General features: G+C 38.4%; 19 protein-coding genes and 2 pseudogenes. 8 read left to right on the forward strand and 13 right to left on the reverse strand.

The annotated features are described in order from the left end of the window. From ACFIMS_RS01525 to ACFIMS_RS01540, 4 genes and pseudogenes are all read left to right on the forward strand, one after another. Positions 1-1,787 (forward strand): annotated as a pseudogene (locus tag ACFIMS_RS01525) (DUF637 domain-containing protein); the annotation flags it as partial. A gap of 774 nt (positions 1,788-2,561) precedes the next feature. Beyond that, complete coding sequence (locus ACFIMS_RS01530; RefSeq protein WP_375681468.1) at positions 2,562-5,126, forward strand: DUF6990 domain-containing protein; 2,565 nt, start codon at positions 2,562-2,564, stop codon at positions 5,124-5,126. Between the two features lie 88 nt (positions 5,127-5,214). Continuing rightward, positions 5,215-5,562 (forward strand): HNH/ENDO VII family nuclease, encoded by a 348-nt coding sequence (locus tag ACFIMS_RS01535; RefSeq protein WP_375610944.1) that lies wholly within the window; start codon positions 5,215-5,217, stop codon positions 5,560-5,562. Between the two features lie 274 nt (positions 5,563-5,836). Beyond that, complete coding sequence (locus ACFIMS_RS01540; protein ID WP_375610943.1) at positions 5,837-6,307, forward strand: SMI1/KNR4 family protein; 471 nt, start codon at positions 5,837-5,839, stop codon at positions 6,305-6,307. A gap of 947 nt (positions 6,308-7,254) precedes the next feature. Here the strand turns inward: ACFIMS_RS01540 and ACFIMS_RS01545 are convergent. The 11 genes and pseudogenes from ACFIMS_RS01545 to ACFIMS_RS01595 all read right to left on the reverse strand — a co-directional run. Beyond that, positions 7,255-9,537 (reverse strand): annotated as a pseudogene (locus ACFIMS_RS01545) (type ISP restriction/modification enzyme); the annotation flags it as partial. A 90-nt stretch (positions 9,538-9,627) separates the two neighbouring features. Continuing rightward, complete coding sequence (locus tag ACFIMS_RS01550) at positions 9,628-10,425, reverse strand: beta-hydroxyacyl-ACP dehydratase (protein WP_375638563.1); 798 nt, start codon at positions 10,423-10,425, stop codon at positions 9,628-9,630. Continuing rightward, a complete protein-coding gene (locus ACFIMS_RS01555) occupies positions 10,416-10,718 on the reverse strand; it encodes a hypothetical protein (protein WP_375652970.1) in 303 nt (100 codons plus the stop codon). Before ACFIMS_RS01555 ends, ACFIMS_RS01550 begins: the two co-directional genes overlap by 10 nt. Positions 10,719-10,810: 92 nt before the next feature. After that, positions 10,811-11,494, reverse strand: a complete 684-nt coding sequence (locus tag ACFIMS_RS01560) for a citrate/2-methylcitrate synthase (protein WP_375696318.1) — start codon at positions 11,492-11,494, stop codon at positions 10,811-10,813. Between the two features lie 91 nt (positions 11,495-11,585). Beyond that, a complete protein-coding gene (locus ACFIMS_RS01565; protein WP_375638567.1) occupies positions 11,586-12,308 on the reverse strand; it encodes a hypothetical protein in 723 nt (240 codons plus the stop codon). Positions 12,309-12,358: 50 nt separating this feature from the next. Continuing rightward, positions 12,359-12,802 carry a hypothetical protein gene (locus ACFIMS_RS01570; RefSeq protein ID WP_375681467.1) on the reverse strand — a complete coding sequence of 148 codons (444 nt, stop codon included), beginning with the start codon at positions 12,800-12,802 and terminating at the stop codon, positions 12,359-12,361. Between the two features lie 6 nt (positions 12,803-12,808). Beyond that, positions 12,809-13,402, reverse strand: a complete 594-nt coding sequence (locus ACFIMS_RS01575; RefSeq protein ID WP_375681466.1) for a methyltransferase domain-containing protein — start codon at positions 13,400-13,402, stop codon at positions 12,809-12,811. Between the two features lie 463 nt (positions 13,403-13,865). After that, the gene (locus ACFIMS_RS01580) at positions 13,866-14,228 is read right to left on the reverse strand and encodes a hypothetical protein (RefSeq protein ID WP_375638573.1); all 363 of its coding nucleotides are present in this window, start codon (positions 14,226-14,228) and stop codon (positions 13,866-13,868) included. Beyond that, a complete protein-coding gene (locus ACFIMS_RS01585) occupies positions 14,216-14,683 on the reverse strand; it encodes a hypothetical protein (protein ID WP_375638575.1) in 468 nt (155 codons plus the stop codon). The genes ACFIMS_RS01580 and ACFIMS_RS01585 overlap by 13 nt, the downstream gene beginning before the upstream one ends. Before the next feature lie 298 nt (positions 14,684-14,981). Beyond that, a complete protein-coding gene (locus ACFIMS_RS01590) occupies positions 14,982-15,623 on the reverse strand; it encodes a hypothetical protein (protein WP_375681465.1) in 642 nt (213 codons plus the stop codon). A gap of 10 nt (positions 15,624-15,633) precedes the next feature. Further along, the gene (locus tag ACFIMS_RS01595) at positions 15,634-16,260 is read right to left on the reverse strand and encodes a hypothetical protein (protein WP_375638579.1); all 627 of its coding nucleotides are present in this window, start codon (positions 16,258-16,260) and stop codon (positions 15,634-15,636) included. 1,203 nt (positions 16,261-17,463) lie between these two features. On the opposite strand from ACFIMS_RS01595, the gene waaA reads away from it, so the two are divergent. After that, positions 17,464-18,786 carry a lipid IV(A) 3-deoxy-D-manno-octulosonic acid transferase gene (waaA, locus tag ACFIMS_RS01600; RefSeq protein WP_375638580.1) on the forward strand — a complete coding sequence of 441 codons (1,323 nt, stop codon included), beginning with the start codon at positions 17,464-17,466 and terminating at the stop codon, positions 18,784-18,786. Further along, positions 18,776-19,816, forward strand: a complete 1,041-nt coding sequence (lpxK, locus tag ACFIMS_RS01605) for a tetraacyldisaccharide 4'-kinase (protein WP_375681464.1) — start codon at positions 18,776-18,778, stop codon at positions 19,814-19,816. The genes waaA and lpxK overlap by 11 nt, the downstream gene beginning before the upstream one ends. A 19-nt stretch (positions 19,817-19,835) precedes the next feature. Here the strand turns inward: lpxK and ACFIMS_RS01610 are convergent, their stop codons facing one another. Together ACFIMS_RS01610 and mutL are read right to left on the reverse strand one after the other, a co-directional pair. After that, positions 19,836-20,072 carry a DUF2093 domain-containing protein gene (locus ACFIMS_RS01610; protein WP_375612380.1) on the reverse strand — a complete coding sequence of 79 codons (237 nt, stop codon included), beginning with the start codon at positions 20,070-20,072 and terminating at the stop codon, positions 19,836-19,838. Positions 20,073-20,181: 109 nt separating this feature from the next. After that, positions 20,182-22,035, reverse strand: coding sequence for a DNA mismatch repair endonuclease MutL (gene mutL / locus ACFIMS_RS01615; RefSeq protein ID WP_375613514.1), 1,854 nt, complete (start codon positions 22,033-22,035; stop codon positions 20,182-20,184). Between the two features lie 238 nt (positions 22,036-22,273). Here mutL and ACFIMS_RS01620 point away from each other — a divergent pair, with 238 nt between their 5' ends. Both ACFIMS_RS01620 and lldD read left to right on the forward strand, forming a co-directional pair. Further along, positions 22,274-23,362 carry a 2'-deoxycytidine 5'-triphosphate deaminase gene (locus ACFIMS_RS01620; RefSeq protein ID WP_375612382.1) on the forward strand — a complete coding sequence of 363 codons (1,089 nt, stop codon included), beginning with the start codon at positions 22,274-22,276 and terminating at the stop codon, positions 23,360-23,362. 1,149 nt (positions 23,363-24,511) lie between these two features. Next, positions 24,512-25,663 carry an FMN-dependent L-lactate dehydrogenase LldD gene (gene lldD, locus ACFIMS_RS01625; RefSeq protein ID WP_375696317.1) on the forward strand — a complete coding sequence of 384 codons (1,152 nt, stop codon included), beginning with the start codon at positions 24,512-24,514 and terminating at the stop codon, positions 25,661-25,663. The last annotated feature ends 178 nt before the right edge of the window (positions 25,664-25,841 follow it).

The raw sequence follows: 25,841 nt of genomic DNA on the forward strand, positions 1-25,841 counted from the left end.
GGCTCAAATCATTTCTATACAGGATTTAAACATTCACTCCCTTGGCGATTTAAGCATGACTGGTGGCCAATGGAGCAGTGGCGGTCCGATGACGGTGATTGTCGATGGTTCTGCTACGTTTGGTTCATTAGTACTAGAGAGTGACCATAAGGAGACATTGGAAAAAGGGCATTATAACGCCCAAAGCAGTGAGCACCGTTTGACAGAAGTCAACAGTGATGGAGATTTGACCATTGTCACAGGTGGTGAACTGAACCTTGAGGGAAAGTTTAAAACCAAGAGCAATGGAGATTTCACCAGTGGTGGCGCTCTCAACGCGATTTCAGAGCAAGATTTTAACAGTTTTGATTTGGATCTGAGGGGCAAAGAAGGCGACAAATCGAAGCAAAAGAATAAGTTTCGTCAACAATCAACAGAAGTTACTACAAACAAAACCACGATAGAAACAGAGGGCAACCTCTCCATGCATGCGCAAAATGGGGATCTCACGCTTGATGCGGCAGGGCTATCAAGTGGTGGTCAGACGCATTTGGCATCAGATACGGGAAAAATCAAGTTTCTCACCAACAAGGATCAAGATTTTAAGGATGTTTATCAGCGTAATGAAAACCTTGTGTGGTGGAGTGAGAGCGATAAAGGTTACCTTAAGGAGACCATCGAACATGTCACCATAGATGCTAAGGGTGGCATAAAGCTTGATGCGGGTGATGGCTTTGTTGTTGAGTATCAGGCAACCGGTGATTTAGACAAATCCCTTGAGCAATTGTCTCGCTCTCCAAGCATGGCATGGATCAAGCAACTGCGTGATGATCCAGAATTATCCAAGCAAGTTGATTGGCAAGCAGTTAAGGCTGAATTTAAAGACTGGGATTATAAAGCCCAAGGGCTGACAGAAGCCGGTGCGGCTCTCGTGGCATTGGCTGTCACGGCGGTTACGGGTGGAGCAGCCTCGGGCGCTGCCAGTGCCATTACCGGTGCTTTGGGGCTTGGCTCGAGCACCGCCATGAATGCGGCGATACAGGCTGGTGTCCAAGCGCTGATTAACAAAAGCGCTGTGGCTCTTGTTAACAATCGCGGCAATATTGCCGGCGCCTTGCATGAGCTTGGCTCTTCAAAGAATGTTCTCAGCATTGTCTCGTCGATGTTAACGGCGGGCTTAACCAGCCAAATAACGGAAATGGCAGGTGTTGGACAATCTTTGCCAAAAACCGCTCCTTTTGTCGATCGTATCGCCAGTGAAGCGGAAAAGAACCTGATCAAAGCCGCCATTGGCACAGGCGTTCAAACGGCTCTTGAGGGTGGCTCTCTTGACAAGAACTTTTTTAACAATCTGCGCATCGCCCTGTCTGATACGGTTGGCAAATCGTTGGCGGAAGAAATCGGTACCGCCAAGGCAGAAGGCAAAATAGACACGGTCACGCAGATCGTTGCCCACGCCGGTCTTGGCTGCTTAAAAGGCGCTGTTTGCGAGTGGTGCTTGCACGGCCGGTGCTGTGGGGGGTGCTGTGGGCGAAGCCACTGCTATGCTCCAGTTTAAACTGTCGACCAAAAATTTTATACAAAAAGAAATAGCAGCATTGGATGGTCGTGTTCCAACGGCAGAAGAACAAGCGCGTATCAATGCAAAGATTGAAGCACAGTTTTCTGATTTTAATGATCATGCCATTGATATCGCGCGCATAGCGGGGGGCTTTGCTGCTGCCCTTGCTGGTGGTGATGTCAATACTGGCGCTGATGCCGCAGGTAATGCTGCCGAAAATAATTTTCTTCCTGCGGTAGCAGCTGCTGTAGCGTTCATTGTGTCGCTTACGCCACAAGAGTTGGCAGCTCTGTCTCTTTTTATGGCTGGTGGAGCAACTATTGTTCAATCTCCTAACAATAGAACCGCTATAGCTGATTTCCTTACCTATTGGTTTGCATCAAAAAATGCAGAAGAAGATAGCGAAAAAACAAATCAAAACTCACAAGAAGAAAAAAACAAAGCTTCTCAGGCGAATGCTAAAGACCCACAAAACAATAATGACGATGACAATGATGGAAAAGGTAAAAAACTTAATAAAGCTAGGGAACATCATGACAAAAAACGCGATGAGAAAAAATAAAAATTAGAGGAGGAAGGATTTTCACCCAGCGAAAAAGAATTAACGATTGAAATTGAAATTACGACAGATAAAGGCACAATTAAGGTAAGAACACGTCCCGATAACACATTTATTAAGGATGGAAAACCAGCGTTTGATGAGACGAAAACAGGTAAAGCCAAATTAAGTAAAGGGCAGAAAGGTTTAAGAGAAATATGTAAAACAACAGGAAGCATAAAATTTTGTGGTTCTGAAGCTGAAAAGTATCTTAAGCAAAATAAAGAAAAATTTGATCAATATCAAAAAGATCTTAAAGGTACTATAGATAATTTTAAAGGCAGTGTAAAAGAATTGGAGAAAGAATTAGATAAATTTAACAAGAATTGGGCTAAAAATCAGCTAGATAAGAAGTGGAATGAGGGGACACTGCACCATGGAGTTGATCGACATCCAAGCTATTTAAAAGGGAAGTGAAGCATAATGAAAACGAAAGACGTAACAGAGATTTTAAAAAGATTGGGCTGGGAGATTTATCGCGATGAAGTTGGAAATACATTTGCTTATTATCATTTCTCCGATCGTATAATACGCATTCTCTATGATGTTGTAGATTATGGAGAGGATGGTGGAAGGTTGCGGCTATCAGTTGCTCTTACCACCGCCGCTTATTGTCTTGCTGAGGAATATGATAATGGCGAACAGTCGCGCTATGAATATGGTGATACGTTGATTTATGCAGAAGAAAATTTCGGAATTGTGGCACAGAATCTTTCAGAAAGTCATATCGAAGCTGTTTTAAACAAAGTAATCTTTTGGGCACAAACGCAGAATATTGAACAAAAATTGCGTGAAGAAGCCGCCAATCATTCTGCTGTTGCACAAGCATTGCTTGGCGATATTGATGCTTTAAGGTCTGATAAGCCGGCACCTCAATTACATGTACCAGAATTTGCAGATTACAAAGCGATGACGCGGTATGAGCGCCTCATTCTTTTTGCGCAAGCTTATACAAATGGGGAGTTAGACGATATTCTAACGCGTAAAAAGCCCAAACAGCGCTCGATAAGCCTTACTGCAGCAAGCCGTATTCTTAAAACCCAAGGGTGGTTTTCTACGGAACCTGGAAAAATGTGGCTCTCTTTGCCAGATCGCTTTATTCAGTTTGATTTTGGTTTTGTACATCTCCATAACAATTACAATGTCCGTCTTGAAGCTGAGATCTCTAACGAAGAGATTTCTGTAGCTTGCGAGTATATTCACTATAGGGGAGAATATAATTGGATACGACCTACGGATATTTATCAGTCTTTTAATACGATTGGGGGAGGGATTTTTAGCGGTTTTGATAAAGGGATTGATATTTGTGTAGAGACGTTGAATGAGGAAGATTTGATAAAAATCTCTGAGCGGATAATACAATGGGCACGCGCCCAAGATTTACAAGCATCAATAGAAAGCAAAACACGTGTTCAAAAGTATAGCTACAATATAGATATAGTCTGGCATTTGGCTTGTTTAGCGTTGACAGGTCGAATTGATATCCTGAAATCTTATCAAAGTTTTCTAAAAGCAGGTACGATTTCTGAACATTTGGATGATGATGACGTAGAAAAATATGTTAACCATGCCGTTGAATTTTCTGAAAAACATCTGAAAATCTTTAATGAGCGAAAAGCCATAGATGATCGTCTTAGTTTGCAAGATTTGTCTTTTCTTAATACAGTTTCTGAAGACTTAAAAAGGATGGGGTGGACAGTTTATCGAGATAAGAACTATGATCGCAATGCTTATTTTGTAAGTAAAGACCGTATCATCAATATAATGTATAACCTTCAAAGTGATGAAGAAGAGCCGATTGTTGTATTTAAGGCTTCACTTTCAACACTTGGCTTTTCCTCTGCTCATAAAGAGATTTTCTATAATATGCCTCAATATATAGCCCTCAAAGAAGCAGAAGAAGTTTATACAGTTTCTAGTACTGAATTGGATAGAGGCAAGCTAAAGGAGATTTGTACAGATATACTTGAATGGGCAGATCGGCAAAATGTTAATCAAATCATTTATGATTATGCGGCTTTTTCCCCAGACAGTGAACTTGATCTTGTAGCGCGTCACCTTATTGCGCTTGTTTTGATTGGGGATGTTGAAAAGCTCAAATCTTATAAGGAGAATTTTAGAAAGGGAAATTCTTTAGGTTTTGTGGAAGAAATCTCAAAATATAGAATTGATAATCTCCTCACTCTTGCACGGGGTTATCGAGCAGGTTTTCCGAAAAATGCACCGATTTTGAGCTTGGATCCGCAAATAGCATCTGTTGCTTCTAAAACAACTTCTGTTGAAGTGGCAGAGGAAGTGGATGACAATGATGATCGTCTCACCATGGAAAGTGCTCATGCACTTTTGAAAAGCTTAGGTTGGTCAACCGAGAAAATCAATGAGAATGATCATATGGCAAGCTATCAATTGGCTGATCGTGAAGTAGACATTCTTTATAACGACGAAATTGCCAAAGATTGTCCGCAATTTGATAGCGCCTTTTTGATTAGCACGGGCATTCTTTCCGCTGCTTGTAAATTCATTGATCCTACCTACACGGAAGATATTCCAGATATACAGCTTAATTTTGAAGCCAAGGGATTGGAAATCTTTGAACCAGAGGTCACTACGGATCGTTTAACACAGGCGCTTGATGATGCGCTAGAATGGGCGGTAACAGACATTGACCTTTCTAAAAGGCTACGCTTTGATTATGGCACTTCTCCTTGGCAACGGGATGCAACGTCTAAAGCAGATGATACGGATTATGCTTTGCTTCATCTTGGCGCTCTTGCCTTATTGGGCAATATTGAGACCTTACAATCTTATCAGCAAAGCTTTACGGCAGGTGATCACCTAGGCTTTGACGAAAGCATCAACAAAACCCACCTTGAACGTGCATTAGCTTTAGCCAAAGAAGTAGCAAAGGTGAAGCAAGTGAGCTACGCTTTGATTGAACGGGTAGCAAAAGATTTTGATGATCACTCAGAGCTTTCTAGCGAGGAATAACCTCGCTCTTGGAAGGAGAGTTTATTTAAGTCTATTTAGAACAAAGAATAAATTGATTATTTTGAAAAAATTGAGGGGATTATGAATCATGAAATGGATAAAGAAAAAAAGTATGGGGGCAGCTGAGCCGGTGGAATTTAAAAGTCAAAAAGTTTATCAGGAAGATGAACTGTTTGAGCCCGAAACAGTTTCTTCTTGGAAAGAAGAAGGACAGATAGTAACGGGTACAAATGTGGAAAGAATGGTATCAGGAAGAGCACCTATTGGAGTCGATTTTAGACCTATTATGTTACATCCTGTGACACAAGAACAAGATAGTCCTCTCGTTGAGGTTCTCTACTCATTTTATCAAGGCAGGAGTTTGGTTGCTCCTATGAATCCAAAGACAAATTTTATCAGAAAAGTTATTTGTTGGATTTCAAAAAAAAATTCCTAAGTAGGAAAAAAGAAAGAGTAATTATTGCAAATATTGAAATAATATCCCTAAAAGGCGCTCTCTAAACTTTAATGATCACCTCCTTTAATTCCATCATATATTGTAAATGCGAGATGATTGTACAGAGACAGATGAGAAAAGAGCTCCGTCAAGAACATATCTCTTATGATTTTATCAATCTCATCTCAATTCCATTGGCTATAGTAGAAAAAGATTGATCATTAGGAGCACTCATTATGAGTAAAAACACGCTGTGACTTATGGAGAAAAATTTATGAAAAGTTATACTTTATCAGATGTTGCACAATATGTTGATATGCATAGTCATGTTATTAATTTTGGTACTCAAGATAATGCCCCTGATGATGTACGGATTAAAACAGCTGAGAACACTCTTGGTTTACAATTTACCTCTTCCTATAAGAATTTTTTAAAAAATTATGGAGGAGGAGAAATTGGAGGTGAAGAAATATTCAGTATTTATGAAATCTGTGCAGGTATTCCTGCTGGTGATATTGTTTACCGAAATTTGCTCGATAGAAGAGATGGCTTTACGGACCCCAAACAACTTGTTATCTGCACAACTGATTTTGGTGAAACCTTTTATTTTGATTATAAGCAGTTTCGGGATGGTGAATGCCCACTCTATCTCAAGTATACATCTGAAGATTCTGAATATTACGCAAGTAATTTTTATGAATTTCTCTGCAAAAGAATTAAAGAGTATGCAGGGGAAGATTCATGAAAACTTATACCTTAGATGATGTTATACAACTAGTTGATAAATAGGATAATTGCGATTTATTTCTTGTTATGAAAACATCTAAAAAGAGATTGATCATTATAAAGATTAGCAAAATCCCTTTTAATAGACCGTGTCAGTGTTGTCAGTTCTTTTTAGAGCCTATATTATTTTTTTTAATGAGAGAAAATTAAAAACATTATATTTCAATATGTTAGTATTTTAATGATACAATCCTTATTAAGATACACCCCATAAATACAACTGTAAATATATATTTGTCAGTTATGTGTCAGTAAATTGAATTGACAAAATAGATTATTTTAGTGAGTGATTAAAATGTGCTTTATGAAAAGCATATGCTCCTTTAAAGCCTTTCAAAAGATAGTTTGTAACTCATAAGAAGTGCTATCAAGATCATTATGGTTATGAGTTTTGAAGATTTTGAGTATTTTGAGGGTTCCTTTTACGCCCCTTTATATATTATTTTTCAATCAAAAAATAAAAGTTATTATATTTCAATATGTTAATGTTTTAAATAAACAATCCATATTACACACAACACGTAAATACAATCTGTAATATATATAAAAAGGATTTTTGAAGGTATTTTGAGGGTGTGAGAAACCTTCAAAACCTATAAGTAATATAAGAAAATGAATATACATAACTCTCTTTAAACAAAGCTATCATTTTAGATTACGGTATAACCTCTTAAAGGCAATGTAAAAAAATTTAATTCACTTTAGATAGGGTTTCTTAAAAGTCTTAAAGGCAATCCAAATAAAAGTATCTAAAAGTGCAAGTTTCTTCTTTTTAGAATAACGCATATAAGCACTCTTTTTAAAGATTGTATGTAATCAACTTAACAAGAGAGGTATAGATTATGGTTATAAGCTCTATACCCCTTGTGAATTTAGCATGCCTATCATGTGAACATGCTTTATAAGTTATTCAGTTTCTCTTAGTTCTAATTTTGGTAGGTTCTTAACGATTTTCATTGTCTCTAAACTTACGGTAATAACCCTCTGAAATAACTCTAGAGGGTAGGCAGGGTTGCCAATGGTTTCAACAGCATAACGATTGGCATCATTAACAATGCCACTCTTTTTATCAGTCTTTACGCATTGACGCCCCATAACCCATTCAAGAGCGGGCTTGCCATTGACGATATACTGATAAGCTTCAAGAGGGATATCTGTTATGGTAATATTGCTATTATAAATAACAGTGTTTTTATCTTTCTCTTTATCTGCTTTTGCGAATTTCATTTCAGTCACGTAATAGAATTTTTCGGGATTAGAGATCTCTGTCTGTTTTGGATTACCCTTTTTAAAGGTCACTGGATAAGGTTCTACATCTTCATAATTCACATGCAAATGACCTAGTTCACGTCCTGCTGTTACAAATTTCCAAAAGTCATCAGCACTCTTTACACAAGGGATACGAGGCAGTTCTTTAGAGAGGTTATCAGCATAACGAGAGCGATAATCTTCCGAATGAAGCAAACCGTAAACGTAATAGAATAGATCATCTTTAGTGATTTTTTCATTAGGATAAGCGGCTTTAAAATGTGCTAGCTCCTCATCAGTAATGGCATCACGTCTCTGTAAACCAGATGTTGTGTTTTTCTCTGTAGAATTTGCAAATAAATGGGATTGTTTTTCACTTTTATTTTTTGAAACTAGAGTGTCTTCGTAAATATAGCGTGGAAAGCATTGACCATTATGCACAACATGAAGATCAAGTATAGACTTAGCTATCAAAACAGAAAAACCTGATTGAGTTCCCATGCCTGAAATTTGTATTACCTTATTTTCAACCGCTCGTCCTATCGGAAATATATGCGGCATTTTATAAACCATTTCATTAAAGCTGCGATTATAATAAAGCCATTGTTGTGCAAATGGACGATAAAGACTTTGCATGAGATAAGATTCTTCAAATTTGAAGCTCTTTCCTTTTGCCAATTCTTGTTTAAGAGCGCGACTCCAACTTATTTTTCTTTCATCAGCATTAACAAAATTGTCTACAGTTTTAGTACGTGTTTTACCGTCATTATGTGTATAAGCACCATTAAAATGCTCCACTTCACTATTGTAAAAAGCAATCATATTACTCATATTCTTCGCGAGAGTTTCACGACTTGAATTGTATGCCCAAGCATCCCGACTCGTCATAATACCGCGAGAATAAGTTTCAAATAGCTTTTTATCATCCCCTTTTTTAACACCTAGAGCTAGGAATGTCTTGAAACTGTCATCACGTTGATTGATCCAATCACCGTACTTGTCTGGTGTAATTATTTTCCAACCGTTTTCAAGTGTAATACCACCAACACTACCAAGGTATTGAAGCATCTCAAGTTTTTTTTCGGTAGAAAGATTATCTCCAATATCATGATAATAAATTTTACAAGGTCCAATAGCATTCGGATTTTTGATAAATAATGTTACGGCAATACCCGTCATACTACCATTGCCGAAAATATTCTCACCTTCTTGAGCGTTATTTTTATTCATCATATTTTTACGGATATCACCTCGTAAATTAAGTACATAAATACTCGTAAATTCTTTGGCTAAAGATTTTCGTAAACTATCCATTGCTGGCTTTTCTATATAGCTTGAACCAGAAACAAAACCGATTACCCCAGCATTATGAATACGGTCACTCGCCCAACGAATAGCACGTATATAACTGTCATAAAGCGCTCGTATATTACTTGCTTTAGATTGAGCCGCATAAGTTTCACTGATCCGTTTATCTAATATCGGGTAGGGAGTGTTCTTTGCATTATCATTTTCATTTTTTTGTCCTACCGAATAAGGAGGGTTACCAAAGATAACCTCGATATCCAGTTTCTTTTGATGTTCTAAATATTCACTGTTTTCTTTAAATAATTTTTGCAGCAGATTCTTCTCTTCAAGCATCCGAAACGTATCGGTCAAACCAATATGTTTAAAAGGGATATACTCACCTTTCATGATACTATGATAGGTCGATTCAATGTTAATCGCTGCTATGTAATAGGCAAGTAAAACAATTTCATTGGCATGGATATCATGACGGAATTTATATTCCATATCCTCTGGTTTGATGAGATTGGATTGTAATAGCCTTGTGATAAAGGTTCCCGTTCCCGTAAAAGGGTCGAGAATGGAGACTCCTCGTGACCCCAAGCTTTTTCCAAACTCATTACGCAACACATCATCAACAGAATGAATGATAAAGCACAGTTAAGATGAGAGAGCGTTCGACCAGAGTTAAAACGTTTCCATTGATAACCCAGGAGTAAATACTCCACGGAATAAAAGAGATTATTATGTTAAACATGGCGCATCCTCCTTTTTATATTTGATAGAAAACTTACCGCAAGTGCTTCGTTTTTTAGTTTCCGTATGAATATAAAAAACGCCACCCGGTTCACACTCTGTATCCTGTTTAATGGTCAACTGATAGGTATCTCCCAGATAAACTGCTTCAATGAACTTTACTTTTTTCAGCGCAACAGATGCGATATTTTTCGCCCTACCCTGCGTGGCCAAAGCCAGAACCATCTCAATCAATAGTGAACCAGGACATACGGCGTGGGAGGGGAAATGTTCCTCAAAAAGCGGGTGATGCGCATTAAAGGAAAAAGTACAAGAATCTCCGGTTACGGAAGAAATCTTACATAAATCGCCTAGTAATGGAAGAGCGGCTTTCTCAGAACACGAGCTAAAGAAGCAGACCTTACTGACCATGATGATTGCCTGCGCAATAACGGCCTTTCCATTGTCATATGTGCTAGCCTTACAGTGAATACGGTAGGCCTCATTAATGCGTTCAATATGTCCTTCAACGCATAACCGATCGCTATCAAAATGGGTGGTAGAGAAAAACTGTTCAACCATGACAGGGAGATAGCGATAAGTGAGATCCGAGTTTTTAGCCACCACGGTGGCGAATCGAACTGAAAACTGATGCAAGGCTTCGAGTAACAAGCCCTGTTTCAAATAGTTATGGGCTAAATTCCAGTGAGAAATATTGATTTGCCCGCAAGCACGCATCGGTGCGGTTAAGGTGATACTCTGACATATACTCAAGAAATTTGGCTCGGTGCGATGCTTTATAGCCATAATTTGGGGACTTTTTTATATTTTTTTCTTAAATCCTTTGATGATAAACCGAAGGAATGAGCACTAAACCGCGCTTGATAGTGCGCGAGAAGTATCGGCATACGACAAACGAAAAAAGCCAACAATCCCAGCTCAGGAGAAGCCCGATGTTTGCTCATGATGCTTGCAATTAGAAAATCGACATTGGGTTGCAGTCCTGTATTGTCCGAAATAGATCGCGCAAGCGAACTGAAGGGGCGCATAGGCATCTGAAAGCGTGAAAAAAAGAAATCAACTCGGACATCCCGTTGCATAATCGGGTGACCAAACCCTAGCCAGGGTTTGTCTTTGCAATAATGCGTTACCGCCGGCCTCAAGATTCCCGGCTTCAATCTCATGGAGGACACTAGAAAGTCGCATGATAGCATATTTGCAGGCTCCCATATGCGCCGGGGCCAGTGGCACAAAACTCACCGATTAGTGCAGAAATGACGTCGCTCTTGGTACTGGCAATAAATCTTATCGTGGTGGTTGTGGGTGTCACAATACCAAACCCGCCCAGCAGTAGAGACATGCACCGGCAAAGCATATCAATATCCCAGTCGGAAGAAGCTTCCTTGCTAGTTAATGCTAACCACAAAGCACGCTCAAAGGTATTGCAATTTTCGATCTCCGGCGAATCGGAAAACTGTTGGGAAGAGCGCGCCAATGCAATAATCCGCGGCATCAGCAAGATAATTTTAAGACAACCACCGTCGCTTACGGGAGCCATGACCTTACCCTGAGCCGCCGAAACCTCAACTTGCGATAATAACATCATAAAGCGCTGCGTTAAACTCAAAGATGGCAATGCATTGATCAGTTGATGCATCGCCTGCAGTTTGGCTGTAGGGTTCGTCTTTTGCAGTTCGGCGCTAGCATTCTGAATCAGCCGATCCATCTGTTCTTCATTAAGAAGGTTGCCGGTCAGTGCAAACCATGCGTTCTGCAAATAAAGGTTTTCATCGGCAATATCAATCAAATTACATCCACGAATAAACAATACGTTATTATCTAAATCATAATTATCAATAACATCATCTGACGTGATTTACTCCTGCTGCTCCGGTGACACGCTATAAAACCTTATGTTGACATTTATCGTATGCGAATTCCCTGATACAATTTCATTACACAAATTATCAAGTTGCATTACAGGACTCCCTTGCGTCATAAACTAGCAGGCATTTCCCTCTGGATGAGAAAAGCAAATCGCTATATTCGACGAGGGTGAGGTTAATACGCCCGCGCTTTTTCATATAGGCTTCATAAATATCCGACAAATGATAGATTTCCTCAGTTAGTTCGGACAAATCAAGGTTGTGAAATACTTCGCAGCAGATTTTAATATCCATAATCTCTTGTCTATCCGCGGATAAAGACAATACAATTTGAACAATCACATCGGGCAATCTTCGATTAATAATTTTGAATATTTTTTCATGGCTAATCAAATTTCCCATGAAATTAAAATCAACAGCATTGCGTTTAATACCTTCAAAATAGAGGTCACCATTTTCAACGGATAATGTGCCCATATCGCCCACGGAATATCTGATAAGTTTGCGCGAGACATCGGGATCCAGCGATGTCACTAGCAGCCCTCTCTTATCTTCATATTCAAAGAAAAAATCATCGCTGAAGAGCAGGTGCCGATTAAGCCGCCCTTCGGAGGACATACCAATGAAACCGCACTCCGACAAACCATATAAACCAATTATCCGCAGATCGGCGCCCAGCATCTCGCGCAGATAGTTTTCATGCACACCCAGCATCGATTCACCGGTAAAGAGCACTTTTTTAATTGCCAGTGGAACCCCAAGGCTGAGCATAGCTTCAACGAACTGAACGATGGTGCTGGGCACGCCAAACAGTACCGAGAGCCGTATTTCAGCCAGAAACTCGAAATGACTCTTCAGCAGCAGGGCATATCGCCAACCGGCACGACATGTGCACGGCAATGTTTTACAATTTCACACGCCAAGTAGTGTAAAGATGAAAACAGATTAATCGTAAACAGGTTGCCAACAACATCCCCTGGGGAAAAAAATTGCCGCGCGCGCAGGTTACGAATTAAATTATGCTCTGATGAGCTGACCGCTTCCTTACTGGATTTTAGACGAACGCTGACCATTTTCATCGCCCCGGTGGTGCCGCTTGTAGCACCAAGCAGCATGGGTAAGTGTTCAGCCGTAGAGTCCAGTTGAGTCAAAGAACCACTATCACCAGTGGTCGAATAAACGCGTGTACTTATCCTAACCGAATCGCGAAAAGCAATGTAATCGAGTGCATGGCAGCCAGTTATTGCCGTTATACGTGGTTGCATTTTTGCATACATTTCAGCACAGAAATAATCCATGATAACTCAGACCTTTTTAATGAAAATTTCACAGCCCAGAGCTGCTAGACCTTCTCCACGTCTCACTGTCCAGCTCATCTCACTAAGATCGCAGCCATATAAAAAATCGGTGATACCGGCTAATGTGAATTTTTCTTCTGTGGACATAGCTGCCACACCGCATTCACGACGTGATTGGTTAAAAACACCCAGTGCTGTTTCTTCTGCATCAGCTAGGGGTTCATGGATGATAATACGACCGCCGCGATCTAAAACACGGCACAACTCCTGTAATCCTTTTTTAGGTTCAGCCCAGTGATGAATTACGGAACGGGCATAAATCATTGAAAAGGAGTTATCGGGAAACGGTAAATTGCTGACGCTGGCTTCAATGATGTTGAATGCATGCTGGTATTTTAACTCGGTACATTTTTTAACACAAAACTGAACCATACGGGGATCAATATCAACCCCGTAAAAGAAATAGTCTGTGAGTTTTTGGGAGCGGTAAAGCTTGAAAAGCATGTGGCCAGTTCCCATGCCAATATCGAGAATTTTTTCTTCGCAGAAGTAACACCAGATGCTTCTTCCAGAACTCTTTCCATCAAATACGCATTCCACGGTGATGTACCTTCAGTAGCATACCTTTCATAGTGCTCAGGGGTGATATTTACCAGTAAATCATTCATCACATATTCCTCTAAATGAAGCTAGTTATGGCATTGCCATAAACTCGTTAAAAACTAACTGGGTATAGAAACGGTTACGTCCTCATATAAGAGGTCATCTAAAATAATTGATTGCAAACATGCATCCAGCAAAACAACGGTTATCACAGATTGACAAAGATAATAGCAGTTACAAATAAACGTCATCCCTTTAAACACAAATGTATTCCCAACGTACCGAAAAACACATCGCGTCCTGTCATGTTCAACTAAAAAGTAATCATTTATATCAAAAGTACACGCCGAGATGGCGCATAATGCCTTATACAAGCTCTCCATGCAGCTAAATATTGTGGTGCATAGCCGATTATCCAGCACCTGCCCTTCTGGAAAGTTCGCGCATTTTTCACAGTAATCTAGCATAAATGGCCTCGGTAGTTTTTTTTCTCAATAAATTCGATATCAACCACGACAGACTGAATCCGCGGATCATTATTAAGCAACATAATACTTTTACTCCGTCCATGGCTCACAGAACTGTGTGACATCTTTACATCTGGCAAAATCCGTTTAAATATATCGATAAAAAGTACCTTCGCCATTTCACGGTGCAATATCACTCTCGATGTACGTCTCGTCGATACAGGCAAATAACGATGAAGCCTATCAATAGCTAAAAAATAGGTATAAAAAGAATGGCTCACAATGCACAGATAATTGTTTGCACGGCGATTAACATACACTCTGCTCATACCATGAGCTTTATCTACACGGTACATTTTATTTTCCCTGTATTTGTCGTGGCAATTTTTCTGATATTTACTTTAAATGCATACTGATACCATTTATCAGTCAATAGTTTAGTAACGACTTTAACCTGCTCACTATTTGCCGACATATCAAGGTTGAGATAAAGATCGCCGTTCTGTGCTTTTGAAAAGTAATGCCTTAAACATCCGGCATACTTAATAATGTCATTTGAGATCAGTTGAACTGGGATAAACTTACCATTGTGTTTAAATTCATTAACGGCTCTGGCTATCCAGTAATAGCATTCGGATTCATCTTTAACAAACAGGTCGCCGGAATCAAACCATTCATCACGCGGCTTTAATTGCAAGGAACTATCAACATAACCATCACACGCGAAAGGCGTTTTATAAAACGTACGGCGCACTGAATCAGAAGCATCCGCCCGATCAATGGGGCGCAAATCAATTTTTATATCACTCACCAAAGCCTTACCCGGCGCTACAACGCCATATTTACTGGTTCTTTCAATCGTGTAGCGAACAGATCTTATTATGAAACAAGCGCGGTCCGGATTCGGTCTGACCGAAGTTATTCCATAACGTCGTACATGATGAGAGGATACCCGATGCTTGTACGGTGAGCAAACGATCGGATGCATTCAAGATATTTTGCACATGGATTCGGCTTTTGGTAAAAATTGTCGCTTACTACCAGCATCCAGTCACCGATTAAAGGCAAGTTGGTAATGCTATAGTGCGAAACGAGTTCACCAATATTACTTATTTGAAATTTTTCAAATACCAGTTTGCTATCCGATAAGAAGGCACATAGCATAGTAGAGAGACCATACATATACTGCACTGGGAAATAACACATGAGCAATCTTCATTACTTAGTCCAAGAGATTGGCTCACCGCGATGGCATTCTCAATCAGAATATTTTCATGATATTGAATCAACTTGGGTTTACTGGTTGTTCCGGAGGTACAAAAATAGAAATGCGCGCACGGATATGCTGTAAAATCAGCCAGATTTTCGTTCACAGTTGAAAGACAGTGATCAAACGCGATATTAATCCGGTGACTGATGATATTAATATCCCTGACTTCATGGCTCATTACAACAGCCGCAATGCAATCAGCATCAACCAGTATATCAACAATGTCTAAATCATGAATACTGACGATCCAAGCTTTCAATTTTAGCACAGACGCAACAAAATAGCTAATCATGCCTTCGAAATTATTTCTAATCACAAAAACAAACAGCTTATTTTGCTCCCCTTGCGGGCGATCACGACAATATCTAACTACTGTATCTGCACACCCTTTTGTCATCATGCTGACATCCTCTGCCGAATAATGACTGTGATGACAAATCACTTGCCAGTTTCTTTCTAATAAGGAATATATTGTTAGCATGAGGTGTCCCTTACAGATATTGTGGATTCCCTAAAACCAAGCTGCTTGCGCCACCGCCCATACCAAATGAGTTTTTCAATGCGTATTTAAGCGGTCGGTACTGATGCTCCCTCACAAGCGCAATACCAGCGGGCAATTGAGGATCGATTTCATCACAATTCAAAATTTTGGGCAAAACATTGTTCCGAAAAGAAACCAGTACACCCAAAATTTCCATCGCACCGGCAGCAGCAATCAGATGCCCGTGCCAAGATTTTGTCGCCACAATCGCCGGGTTGTGCGCGCCAAAAACCGTTCTGATTGCACTGGCTTCGTGCTGATCATTTTGTACTGTCGATGTCCCATGTGCATTCACAAAATCAATAGCGGTACGGTCAACATCCGCATGTTCGATGGCCCGCTCCATCGACAGTTGCATTTCGAGATCATCTTTATGCGGCGCTACAATATGCTGTGTGCAAAGTGCACCGCCGTAACCCAATAAATAGGCCAACGGCTCACGCTGCCGCGCCAATACGTTAGATAATTTTTCAATAACAAACAGACCTGCACCCTCCGCTAAAACAAATCCGCTACGATGCCGGTCAAAAGGCCGCGAACGCCGTGGTCCACTGTAGTTTTGATCAGTCGATATCACTCCCATTCCTTCTAATCGTGCAAGGTATAAAATCCATTATTGCACCACCATCTTTACGCTTAATAAAAATGCAAGACAGTTTCTATCAACCTATTTACAACAGCAATATTATCATGACAGCTATCACTCGAAGTTTATGATTATATTGTGAATAGTCACTCTGCTTTTGAATGGGGTATGAGACACTAATGCGTTAAGATTAATAAAAAGAGTAGCATTATTAATGATAGCAATTATTACTCTGTTGAGATTATTAGCACTCGTTACTTATCTATTGGAATTTTTTCAACGAGTTATTACTATAAGCTTAGAAACCATGAAAGTCGTTAGAAACTTTACCAAAATTAGAAACTTAGAGAAACTGAATAGATTTATGAAGTTAACTTACCTCATAAGGATTTCTTGAGTACTCATTTAAAACTAAAATCTATAAGTTAATCATTTTGTGTTGATTATATACAATCTTAAAAGGAATAATATATCATTGCGACCTCCTGAAAAGAGAGGATTTAAAATTTTGAAAACTCTTATTTAAATTGCTTTAAGACTTTTAAGAAATTCTCTATTAAACAAGATTAGATTTTTCTGGATTACCTTTAAGAGATTATATCACAATTTAAAATGAGAACTCTATACTATTCAAAAGTTTTTTAAGATTAGTTTGACATATTCATTTTATTGAAATGAAATAATAGAGATTGAGCTTTCTTTTAAACACATTTTATTTGTTGTATTTATATTAGGTTGTAATGTCTATATGGGTTATTTTTTTGAAAAATTGACAATACCTAACATATGTAAAAATAAGCTTTTTCTCTAAAATACCAACGTGCAAAATTCAAAGTCTCATTAAAATCATAAGAAGTATTTATTCAGTGAGTTGAAAAAATTGATACAATCTATGTCATAGGTTTATCATTTATATTTTAAAAATTATAATCGACTGAAATGTAGTTTTGTTATTTTTGAGTAAGATTTTTTATAGGGTGCAGAATGAAGTGATAAAATCGATATAAGTTACAAAATTTAATTAAAAGAGATTTAAATAATGTGTATATGTATTGAATTTTCTCATGGATTAAGCTTTTTTTATTTAAGATATGAATGATATTAAAAAATATGGATGCAACCAATAGTGTTGATGAATTTTTTAACAAAATAAGTATATAGATATCTTAAAATAGCTGGATGAGGTGATTTTAAATGGTAGAATTAAAGGCACATACGGCTCTTTTAAGCTATCGAATGATTGGTTTTTGCTTATGTCCTGTTATTCCTTTTTATTTGTTCTTTCGTGCTATTCGTGGAAAAGAAGAGTGGTGTCGCAAAAAAGAGCGTTTAGGTAAAAGTTCTCATATACGCCCCCAAGGTTCGTTAGTTTGGTTGCATGCAGCAAGTGTTGGAGAAACACTTGCACTTGTTCCACTTATAAATTATATTTTATCATTGGAAATCAATGTATTAATGACAACTGGGACGGTGACATCTTCTACTCTTGTGAAAAAATATTTTGGTAATAGGTTGATTCATCAATATGCTCCTTTGGATTTAGATTTTGCAGTGCGCCGTTTTATTCGTCATTGGAAGCCTGATCTCGTCTTAATTTGTGAATCAGAAATTTGGCCTCTTCGTATTAAAGAACTTGCAAAAATGCGTATTCCGCAGATTTTGGTTAATGCCCATATGTCTGAACGTTCTTTTAAAGCTTGGCAAAAACGACGTGTTCTTGCCAAACATATTTTTAAGGATATTGATTTGGCGATTGGTCAAAATGAAAGAGATGTAGCTTATTACCATACACTTGGCGTAAAATCTGTTACGTTTTCTGGTAATCTCAAGGCTGATGTTTTTCTGGTTGAAAATCAAGAATTGCTTGCACGTTATCGTAATGCTATCGGCAATCGCCCAGTTTGGGCAGCTGTTTCAACGCATGAAGGGGAAGAGGAGATTGCTTTTGAGGTCCATAAAATTGTTAAAAATTATTTGCCAGATTTATTAACAATTATTGTGCCTCGTCATCCAGAACGTTCAGAAGATCTTATCAGAAAATGCGATAATAAGGGGTTAAGTTTTATTCGTAGGAGTAGAGATGCTGTTCCAAACATGAATACCGATATTTTATGGGGAGATACCATTGGAGAAATGGGACTTTTCCTTCGCTTATCGAAAGTTTCTTTCGTTGGTAAATCGTTATGTGGAAATGGTGGACACAATCCATTGGAATTGGCTTTGCTTGGTTCCGCTATTTTGACAGGGCCTCATGTTTCAAATTTTCAAGAGATGTTCAAACAATTTCTAACGCGTGATGCAGCATATATGGTTCAAGATACAAAACAGCTTGCTATTCAGGTGTATAAGCTTTTAACAAATGAAACATTGCGGCAAGAAATGGTTGATAAGGCTCATGAAGTGGCAACAGGTATGGCAGGTGCATTTGAGCGCACATTAAAGATTTTAGATCCATTTTTACAACCCCTTGTAATACAAACAGGTTTACGTCAGCGTCAGGGTAGATATGCATATTAGCGCCCCTCGTTTTTGGTGGAAAAATAAAAGCTTTTTGCGTTTTGTGTTAGCTCCAGTTTCATGGGGGTATGGTTATTTTTCAAGTCGTTTTATGACAAGACAGCCTCCCGTGATTGATCTGCCAGTTTTGTGTATTGGAAATTTTACATGTGGTGGTGCGGGTAAAACGCCGGTTGTTATTGCTTTTACAAAAGTGGCTAAAGAACTTGGTTTCGTACCTGGTATTATATCTCGTGGTTATGGTGGATCAGTTAAAGGGGTACATCTTGTAAATGAAAAATATGACAATGCACGCGATGTTGGAGATGAGGCACTTTTACTTGCACGGCATGCTTTTGTAGCTGTATCACCTAATCGTTATGCAGCGGCACAACGGCTTAAACAAGAGGGATGTAATCTTATTTTAATGGATGACGGATTTCAAAGTCGCCGTCTTTATATGGATTATGCGTTACTCGTTGTTGATGCGATGCGCGGTTTTGGTAATGGAGCTGTCTTTCCAGCAGGACCTTTGCGCGTACCATTAAAAACGCAGTTTTCTTTTATGGATAGTGTTTTATTGATTGGTCACTCCGATGCGCCTGATAATGTCGCTTTTTTTGTTTCGCGTACTGGAAAGCCTTTATATCGTGCTCATCTTAAAGCCAGTGCCTCTGATGAGGTTTCAGGAAAATCATTTTTGGCATTTGCTGGTATTGGCAATCCAGATAAATTTTTTAAATCTATTAAAGAATTGTCTGGTCATGTGGAGCAAACTTACATATATCCAGACCACTATTTTTTCACAGATAAAAATTTAAAAAGCCTTATACAAAAGGCTAAAATGCACAATTTATGGCTCGCAACAACAGCTAAAGATTATACCCGTATACAGACAATTCACATGCAAAAGGATTTGAAAAATCTTATTATCTTTGATGTGAATGTCGATTTTGTTCAAAAAGACTTCTGTCGTATGGTCCTTGAAGAGGTCATAACCCGCTTTAGAAAACGTTCCCTTGAATTTTCTTGTCTAAAAGGCAAAGGCTAAATTTATAGCCTTTGAGGGGTTATTTTTCTTTTGTTTTTAACAATTGCTTGAGATATGGGTTGCACTCAAGTTCGCGCTGATAGGAGATTTCACAACTAGCATATGCTTCTTGGCGGTGATGATTCCAATATTTTAAATCATCTATAGGGATTTTTTGCCCGCTAACAGCACAAATGGTATAGGTACCATATTCTATAATGTCATATCCGTTATTAGAATAATAAATTTTTGCTTCGCGTTCACCATTGGGAAACATTACAACTCCTTTTTACTTGATACAAGAGATTCAAGAAAAGTGCCATAAAATATATTATAAAGTCGAGAGTTAATTTTAAAATATTTTTCTTGTAAAAATGAAGAAGGGCTTATTTTCTGCCAAAAAGCCGTTCTATATCTGCTAATTTGAGTTCAATATAAGTAGGGCGTCCATGATTACATGTACTTGTATTAGGTATTGCCTCCATTTGTCGTAATAGTGTGTTCATTTCTTCGGGGCGTAAAAGGCGCCCTGACCGTATTGAGCCGTGACAGGCCATCGTTGCTGCAACATAATCAAGCATTGCTTTTAAATTATTTGTTGTATCATACTCAGCAGCCTCATCTGCGAGATCTTTAATAAGGGCTTGGACATTGATCTCTCCTAACATGGAAGGTGTTTCACGCACAACAATTGCTCCTGGTCCAAATGGTTCTATTCCTAATCCAAATTTTTGCAAAGCATCTTTATGCGTTAAAAGGCATGTTGCATCCTCTTCAGAGAGTTCTACAATTTCAGGAATAAGTAATAACTGTGAAGGAAGTGGTTTGGAATAAAGTGCGTTTTTGAGTGCTTCATAAACCAATCGTTCGTGAGCTGCATGCTGATCGACAATGATCAAACTATCTTGTGTTTGGGCGATAATATAGTTTTTATGGATTTGTGCTCTGGCCGCTCCTAATGGATAAGATAACTCTTCTGATGAAGATGTCGTGCTTGGAATGTATGCATCCCCACTTGGTGTATTTAAGCCCTCCATAATAGGAGCGGCATCTTCTTTTAAATCAAAAGAGTGAGTACTATCCAATGGTTTTTGGACCATTGAAGCACTGGTAAAATGATGAGGTTGTGAACTGTAAGAAGAGAACTGGTGCGTGTTCTTAAAACTGCCTAATGGTTGTTGTGCTAATGATTGTTGTGTTTGAAATGCAGCAAGCATTGCTTCAGAACGGGTTGAAGTAGGACGAATACCAGATTGCTGCAATGCTTCACGAATAGCTCCAACAATCAAACCACGAATTAATCCTGGATCACGGAATCGTACATCAGCTTTGGCTGGGTGAACATTAACATCTACCTCAGCAGGTGGGAGGTCAATAAAAAGAATAGCGACAGGATAACGATCTCGTGTCATGACATCAGCATAAGCGCCTCGGATAGCGCCCCATAGAAATTTATCACGCACGGGACGTCCATTAACATAAGCAAATTGATGAAGGCTGTTATTTCGGTTGAAAGATGGCAAACAGGCAAAACCTGTTAAGCGCACCGCTTCGCGTTCAGCATTCAGCGCAATGCTATTAGGGGCGAATTCTTTTCCCATAATCTGCGTAATACGTTGTAATTGTCCTTGAATATTATTTTCTGTAGCAGACAATTCCATAGATGTTCTGTCTAGTCCTGAAAGAGAAAAGCGGATATGTGGAAATGCGATAGCAATTCGCTTAATCATATCGCTAATAGCATTTGTTTCAGCCCGATCAGTTTTCATAAATTTTAATCGTGCTGGCGTGACAAAGAAAAGATCACGAACTTCAACAATTGTTCCAAGATTCGCAGCAGCTGGTTTGGGTCCTACAATTTTTCCTGCAGTAACGGAAATTTCAGCAGCGCTCTCAGCATCTTTTGTTCGTGAAATGAGTTTAAGTTTAGCAACAGAACCAATAGAGGGGAGGGCTTCTCCTCTAAATCCAAGGAAGCAGATATTGTGTACGTCATCGGTAATCTTTGAGGTACAATGGCGAGAAACTGCTAAAGTTAATTGATCTGCAGGAATTCCATAACCATTATCACTCACCTTTATAAAATTTTTTCCACCATTTGCTGTAATAATTTCAATGCGTGTTGCACCAGCATCAATAGCGTTTTCAACAAGTTCTTTGACAACATTTGCTGGTCGTTCAATAACTTCACCGGCGGCGATTTGATTAATAATATTTTCGCTAAGATGGCGTATAATCATAATAAATTCTAACAGGAATCTTAAGGGTTCTATAGAAAATTATGATAACATCATTTGCGAGACATTCAAGAATAAGAGAGCATGAGAGGTATTATTTTTACAATACCTCCTATTTTATTTTATGTTAACAAGTCGGTTGGAAAAAACATAAAAATAGTTTTTATCACTTTAAAATAGCTTGCACCAGTTTATCATCTAGGTCAAAAAAGAAACAATGTAAAAAGGGAAGGCAATATATATGGCGCGTATAAGCGGTATTTTAGCAGATAGTGATATACAAGCTTTGATTGAGAATAACTTTCTCAAGGCTCAGTATCCATTTGATAGATCTCAAATACAACCAGCAAGCCTTGATCTTCGTTTAGGGGAGAAAGCTTATCGTATACGTGCTTCTTTTATGCCGGGACCTGATACAAAAGTTTTGGATAAGCTTGAACGGTTAAAGTTGCATGAGTTTGATTTACGAGACGGAGCCGTTTTGGAAACGGGGTGTGTTTATATTGTTCCTCTTTTAGAAAGTTTAGCTTTACCAGAATTCTTATCTGCTGTTGCCAATCCCAAAAGTTCTACAGGACGATTAGATATTTTTACACGTGTCATTACGGATAATGCTCAGGAGTTTGATAAAATTTGTGCTGGTTATCATGGTCCACTTTATTTGGAAATTAGTCCACGCACATTTCCAATTTTGGTGCATACAGGCTCACATTTATCACAGCTTCGGTTTAGAAAAGGGCAAAGTTATTTAAATGAAATAGAGTTGCACACTTTGCAAAGGCAAGAAACACTGATATCGGATGATTTTCCTAATATTAGTGTTGGTGGTATTGGTCTTTCCATTAATTTAAAGGGAGACGAAAACGGGCTTATAGGTTATCGTGGTAAACATCATACAAGTGTTATTGATATTGATAAACGTGCCGTTGCCCACGTTTTAGATTTTTGGGAACCTCTTTTTGATCGTGGTCAAAGGGAGTTGGTTCTTGATCCTGATGAATTTTACATTTTAGTTTCACGAGAGTCTGTTCATGTGCCTCCGCTTTATGCCGCAGAAATGACACCTTTTGATCCTTTAGTTGGCGAGTTTAGGGTGCATTATGCAGGCTTTTTTGATCCAGGATTTGGGCATAAGGAAGCGGGTGGAAAAGGAGCAAGAGCGGTTTTAGAAGTGCGGAGCCATGAAGTTCCTTTTATCTTAGAGCATGGTCAAATTATTGGCCGTTTGGTCTATGAGCATATGCTTAATCGACCATCAACCCTTTATGGACATGATGTTGGATCACATTATCAAGCACAGGGTTTAAAGTTGTCCAAGCATTTTAAATGAGTTGGGAACCACGAATTTTGATAACATGTATACAGAAAGCGTATTTTAGATAAAAGAAAATTTTGTGCTTCGCAAAACTGGCGTCATGCATTCTATTTTTAATTTCCAAGGTTATCTCATCTCTTGCATTTGAGAGGGTATGAGAGGCATTTTTACTTCTTTTTTCAAGAGGTTCTATCTATACGAACTCCATTTATGATGTGCAAAAGAATAGTTTTGATTATTTCATCATGACAAAATTTACAATGAAAGAATTTTACTATATTCAATATGTTATTCATATTTATTATAATAAATCAATAGGTTAATAAAATTCAATATAACAGTAGCTACTCACTTTTCAAAGTAAATATGCGAGATTGGATGCTGCAATTGACTCAATTTTTCTAGAGTGTAATAACCAGTATATTTTATTCCGTATAAAAATTATCCTTAAGAGTTAATAAATAAGTTTTCACTCCAGTTTAGTAACAATTATTTTCAATAAACATTGTTCTAATTTTAGTAACTCATTTATAGCCTCAAGATATAATATTGCTAGAAAATTATTCAATTAAATATGAAGGTTTTTATTGGTATGAACATTAAAAGTTTTTATGCTTTATGTGAATTAGGCACTATATATTTTTATAAACTTTCATGAATAAGTAACAGATCTCAGTTTTGAATATTGATATAAGAAGATTTCTGCATGTATGCGACAGCTTTATTTCCAGTATTAATAAAGGATTTTTTCATCTTTTGGAGGAGATTATGATTTATACTTAATGACACTCTATATTCTTAATAACTGATAATGTAAGGATCTTTGGAGGGAGAAGCGACTTTAAATTATAACTAATTAAGCTACGGAGTAATCGCTTTCGAAGAGGGATTGCTTTAAAGAGAGTATAACATTTTAATTGCACATGAAGAATATATGAGTAGATACGTTATTAATGATACTTCATACTATGAGATTTTAAATTTGGATAAGAGCAATAAAGACGTTGTTTTTATCAATTAGTTTTTTTAGAAAGTTGCAGTCTCTGTTGCTTCTATCTATTCAATAGAGTGCTTTGGGAGAATAGCGAATAGGTAGGTACATGGATTCGCTTTTATGCGTTTTAGGATGTTTTCTCTTTTCATTTAGGAACAATGGTGCCATCAATGATTATTTCTTCAACACTTGATTATCGTAAGGCAGCAAAGCGTCGTCTTCCTCCCTTTCTTTTTCACTATATTGATGGTGGGGCTTATGCTGAAGAAACGATGCAACGTAATTGTACAGATCTTCAAGCACTTGCATTGCGTCAAAGGATTCTAAGGCAAGTTGGTGAAGTTGATCTTTCAATCAAGCTTTTTGATCAGACACTTGATTTACCGATTGTACTTGCGCCTGTTGGGCTAACGGGCATGTATGCACGTCGTGGAGAGGTAAAAGCAGCGCGTGCCGCAGCGGCAAAAGGGATTCCTTTTACTCTATCTTCTGTTTCAGTTTGTCCTATTGCGGAAGTGCAAGAAGCGGTTGGAGGTGCATTTTGGTTTCAACTTTATGTTCTCAAAGATCGCGGTTTCATGCGTGATGCACTAGAACGGGCTTGGTTGGCTGGTGTACGCACGTTGGTTTTTACAGTTGATATGCCAATTCCTGGTGCACGTTATCGTGATGCGCATTCGGGAATGTCTGGTCCTTATGCTGGTTTACGTCGTTTTTTACAAGCTTTGACTCATCCATATTGGGCTTGGAACGTTGGTGTTATGGGGCGCCCTCATGATCTTGGAAATGTCTCTGCTTATCTCAAAAAGAAAATTGCATTGGATGATTACGTTGGTTGGCTTGGTGCAAATTTTGATCCATCAATTGGTTGGCATGATTTACAATGGATTCGCGATTTTTGGAAAGGAAAAATGATTTTGAAAGGTATTCTTGATCCAGAAGATGCACGAGAAGCAGTAAAATTTGGTGCGGATGGTATTGTTGTTTCTAATCACGGCGGACGTCAGCTTGATGGTGTATTATCAACAACACGAGCGTTGCCTGCAATTGCGGATGCTGTAAAGGATTATTTGACTATTTTAGTGGACTCAGGTGTTCGTTCTGGTCTTGATGTTGTACGCATGATAGCACAAGGTGCGGATGCTGTTATGATTGGCCGTGCTTTTGTTTATGCGCTTGCAGCAGCAGGTAAGAAAGGTGTTATGCATCTCCTTGATCTTTTTGCCAATGAAATGCGGGTAGCTATGACACTGACTGGTACTCAGACAATCAAAGATATTACACGCAAGAGTTTAGTAAATATAGATGTTTTTAAGCAATGAAAGCAATATGTTATACTTTTTTCAGAAAAAGAAAGTCTTTTTATAGAGGAGCATAATTATATATTTTAAAAAATATGTTGACAGTTAAAGTTAAATAGAAAAGATCAATAAGCTCCTCTATAAAATCACAGAAAATACTCAGTAACTACAATAATATTAAGTATTAATAATAATAAAC

It is taken from the genome of Bartonella sp. AP331QHHD, assembly GCF_042195905.1.
Taxonomy (GTDB): Bacteria; Pseudomonadota; Alphaproteobacteria; order Rhizobiales; family Rhizobiaceae; genus Bartonella.

Coding starts and splice junctions, on each gene's coding strand:
- lpxK (WP_375681464.1), top strand. CDS start 18,776: ATGCATATTAGCGCCCCTCGTTTTTGGTGGAAAAATAAAAGCTTTTTG.
- ACFIMS_RS01620 (WP_375612382.1), top strand. CDS start 22,274: ATGGCGCGTATAAGCGGTATTTTAGCAGATAGTGATATACAAGCTTTG.
- ACFIMS_RS01530 (WP_375681468.1), top strand. CDS start 2,562: ATGAAAACGAAAGACGTAACAGAGATTTTAAAAAGATTGGGCTGGGAG.
- ACFIMS_RS01590 (WP_375681465.1), bottom strand. CDS start 15,623: ATGCTAACAATATATTCCTTATTAGAAAGAAACTGGCAAGTGATTTGT.
- ACFIMS_RS01540 (WP_375610943.1), top strand. CDS start 5,837: ATGAAAAGTTATACTTTATCAGATGTTGCACAATATGTTGATATGCAT.
- ACFIMS_RS01555 (WP_375652970.1), bottom strand. CDS start 10,718: ATGCAACGGGATGTCCGAGTTGATTTCTTTTTTTCACGCTTTCAGATG.
- ACFIMS_RS01610 (WP_375612380.1), bottom strand. CDS start 20,072: ATGTTTCCCAATGGTGAACGCGAAGCAAAAATTTATTATTCTAATAAC.
- lldD (WP_375696317.1), top strand. CDS start 24,512: ATGATTATTTCTTCAACACTTGATTATCGTAAGGCAGCAAAGCGTCGT.
- waaA (WP_375638580.1), top strand. CDS start 17,464: ATGGTAGAATTAAAGGCACATACGGCTCTTTTAAGCTATCGAATGATT.
- ACFIMS_RS01570 (WP_375681467.1), bottom strand. CDS start 12,802: ATGGATTATTTCTGTGCTGAAATGTATGCAAAAATGCAACCACGTATA.
- ACFIMS_RS01535 (WP_375610944.1), top strand. CDS start 5,215: ATGAAATGGATAAAGAAAAAAAGTATGGGGGCAGCTGAGCCGGTGGAA.
- ACFIMS_RS01580 (WP_375638573.1), bottom strand. CDS start 14,228: ATGTACCGTGTAGATAAAGCTCATGGTATGAGCAGAGTGTATGTTAAT.
- mutL (WP_375613514.1), bottom strand. CDS start 22,035: ATGATTATACGCCATCTTAGCGAAAATATTATTAATCAAATCGCCGCC.
- ACFIMS_RS01550 (WP_375638563.1), bottom strand. CDS start 10,425: ATGGCTATAAAGCATCGCACCGAGCCAAATTTCTTGAGTATATGTCAG.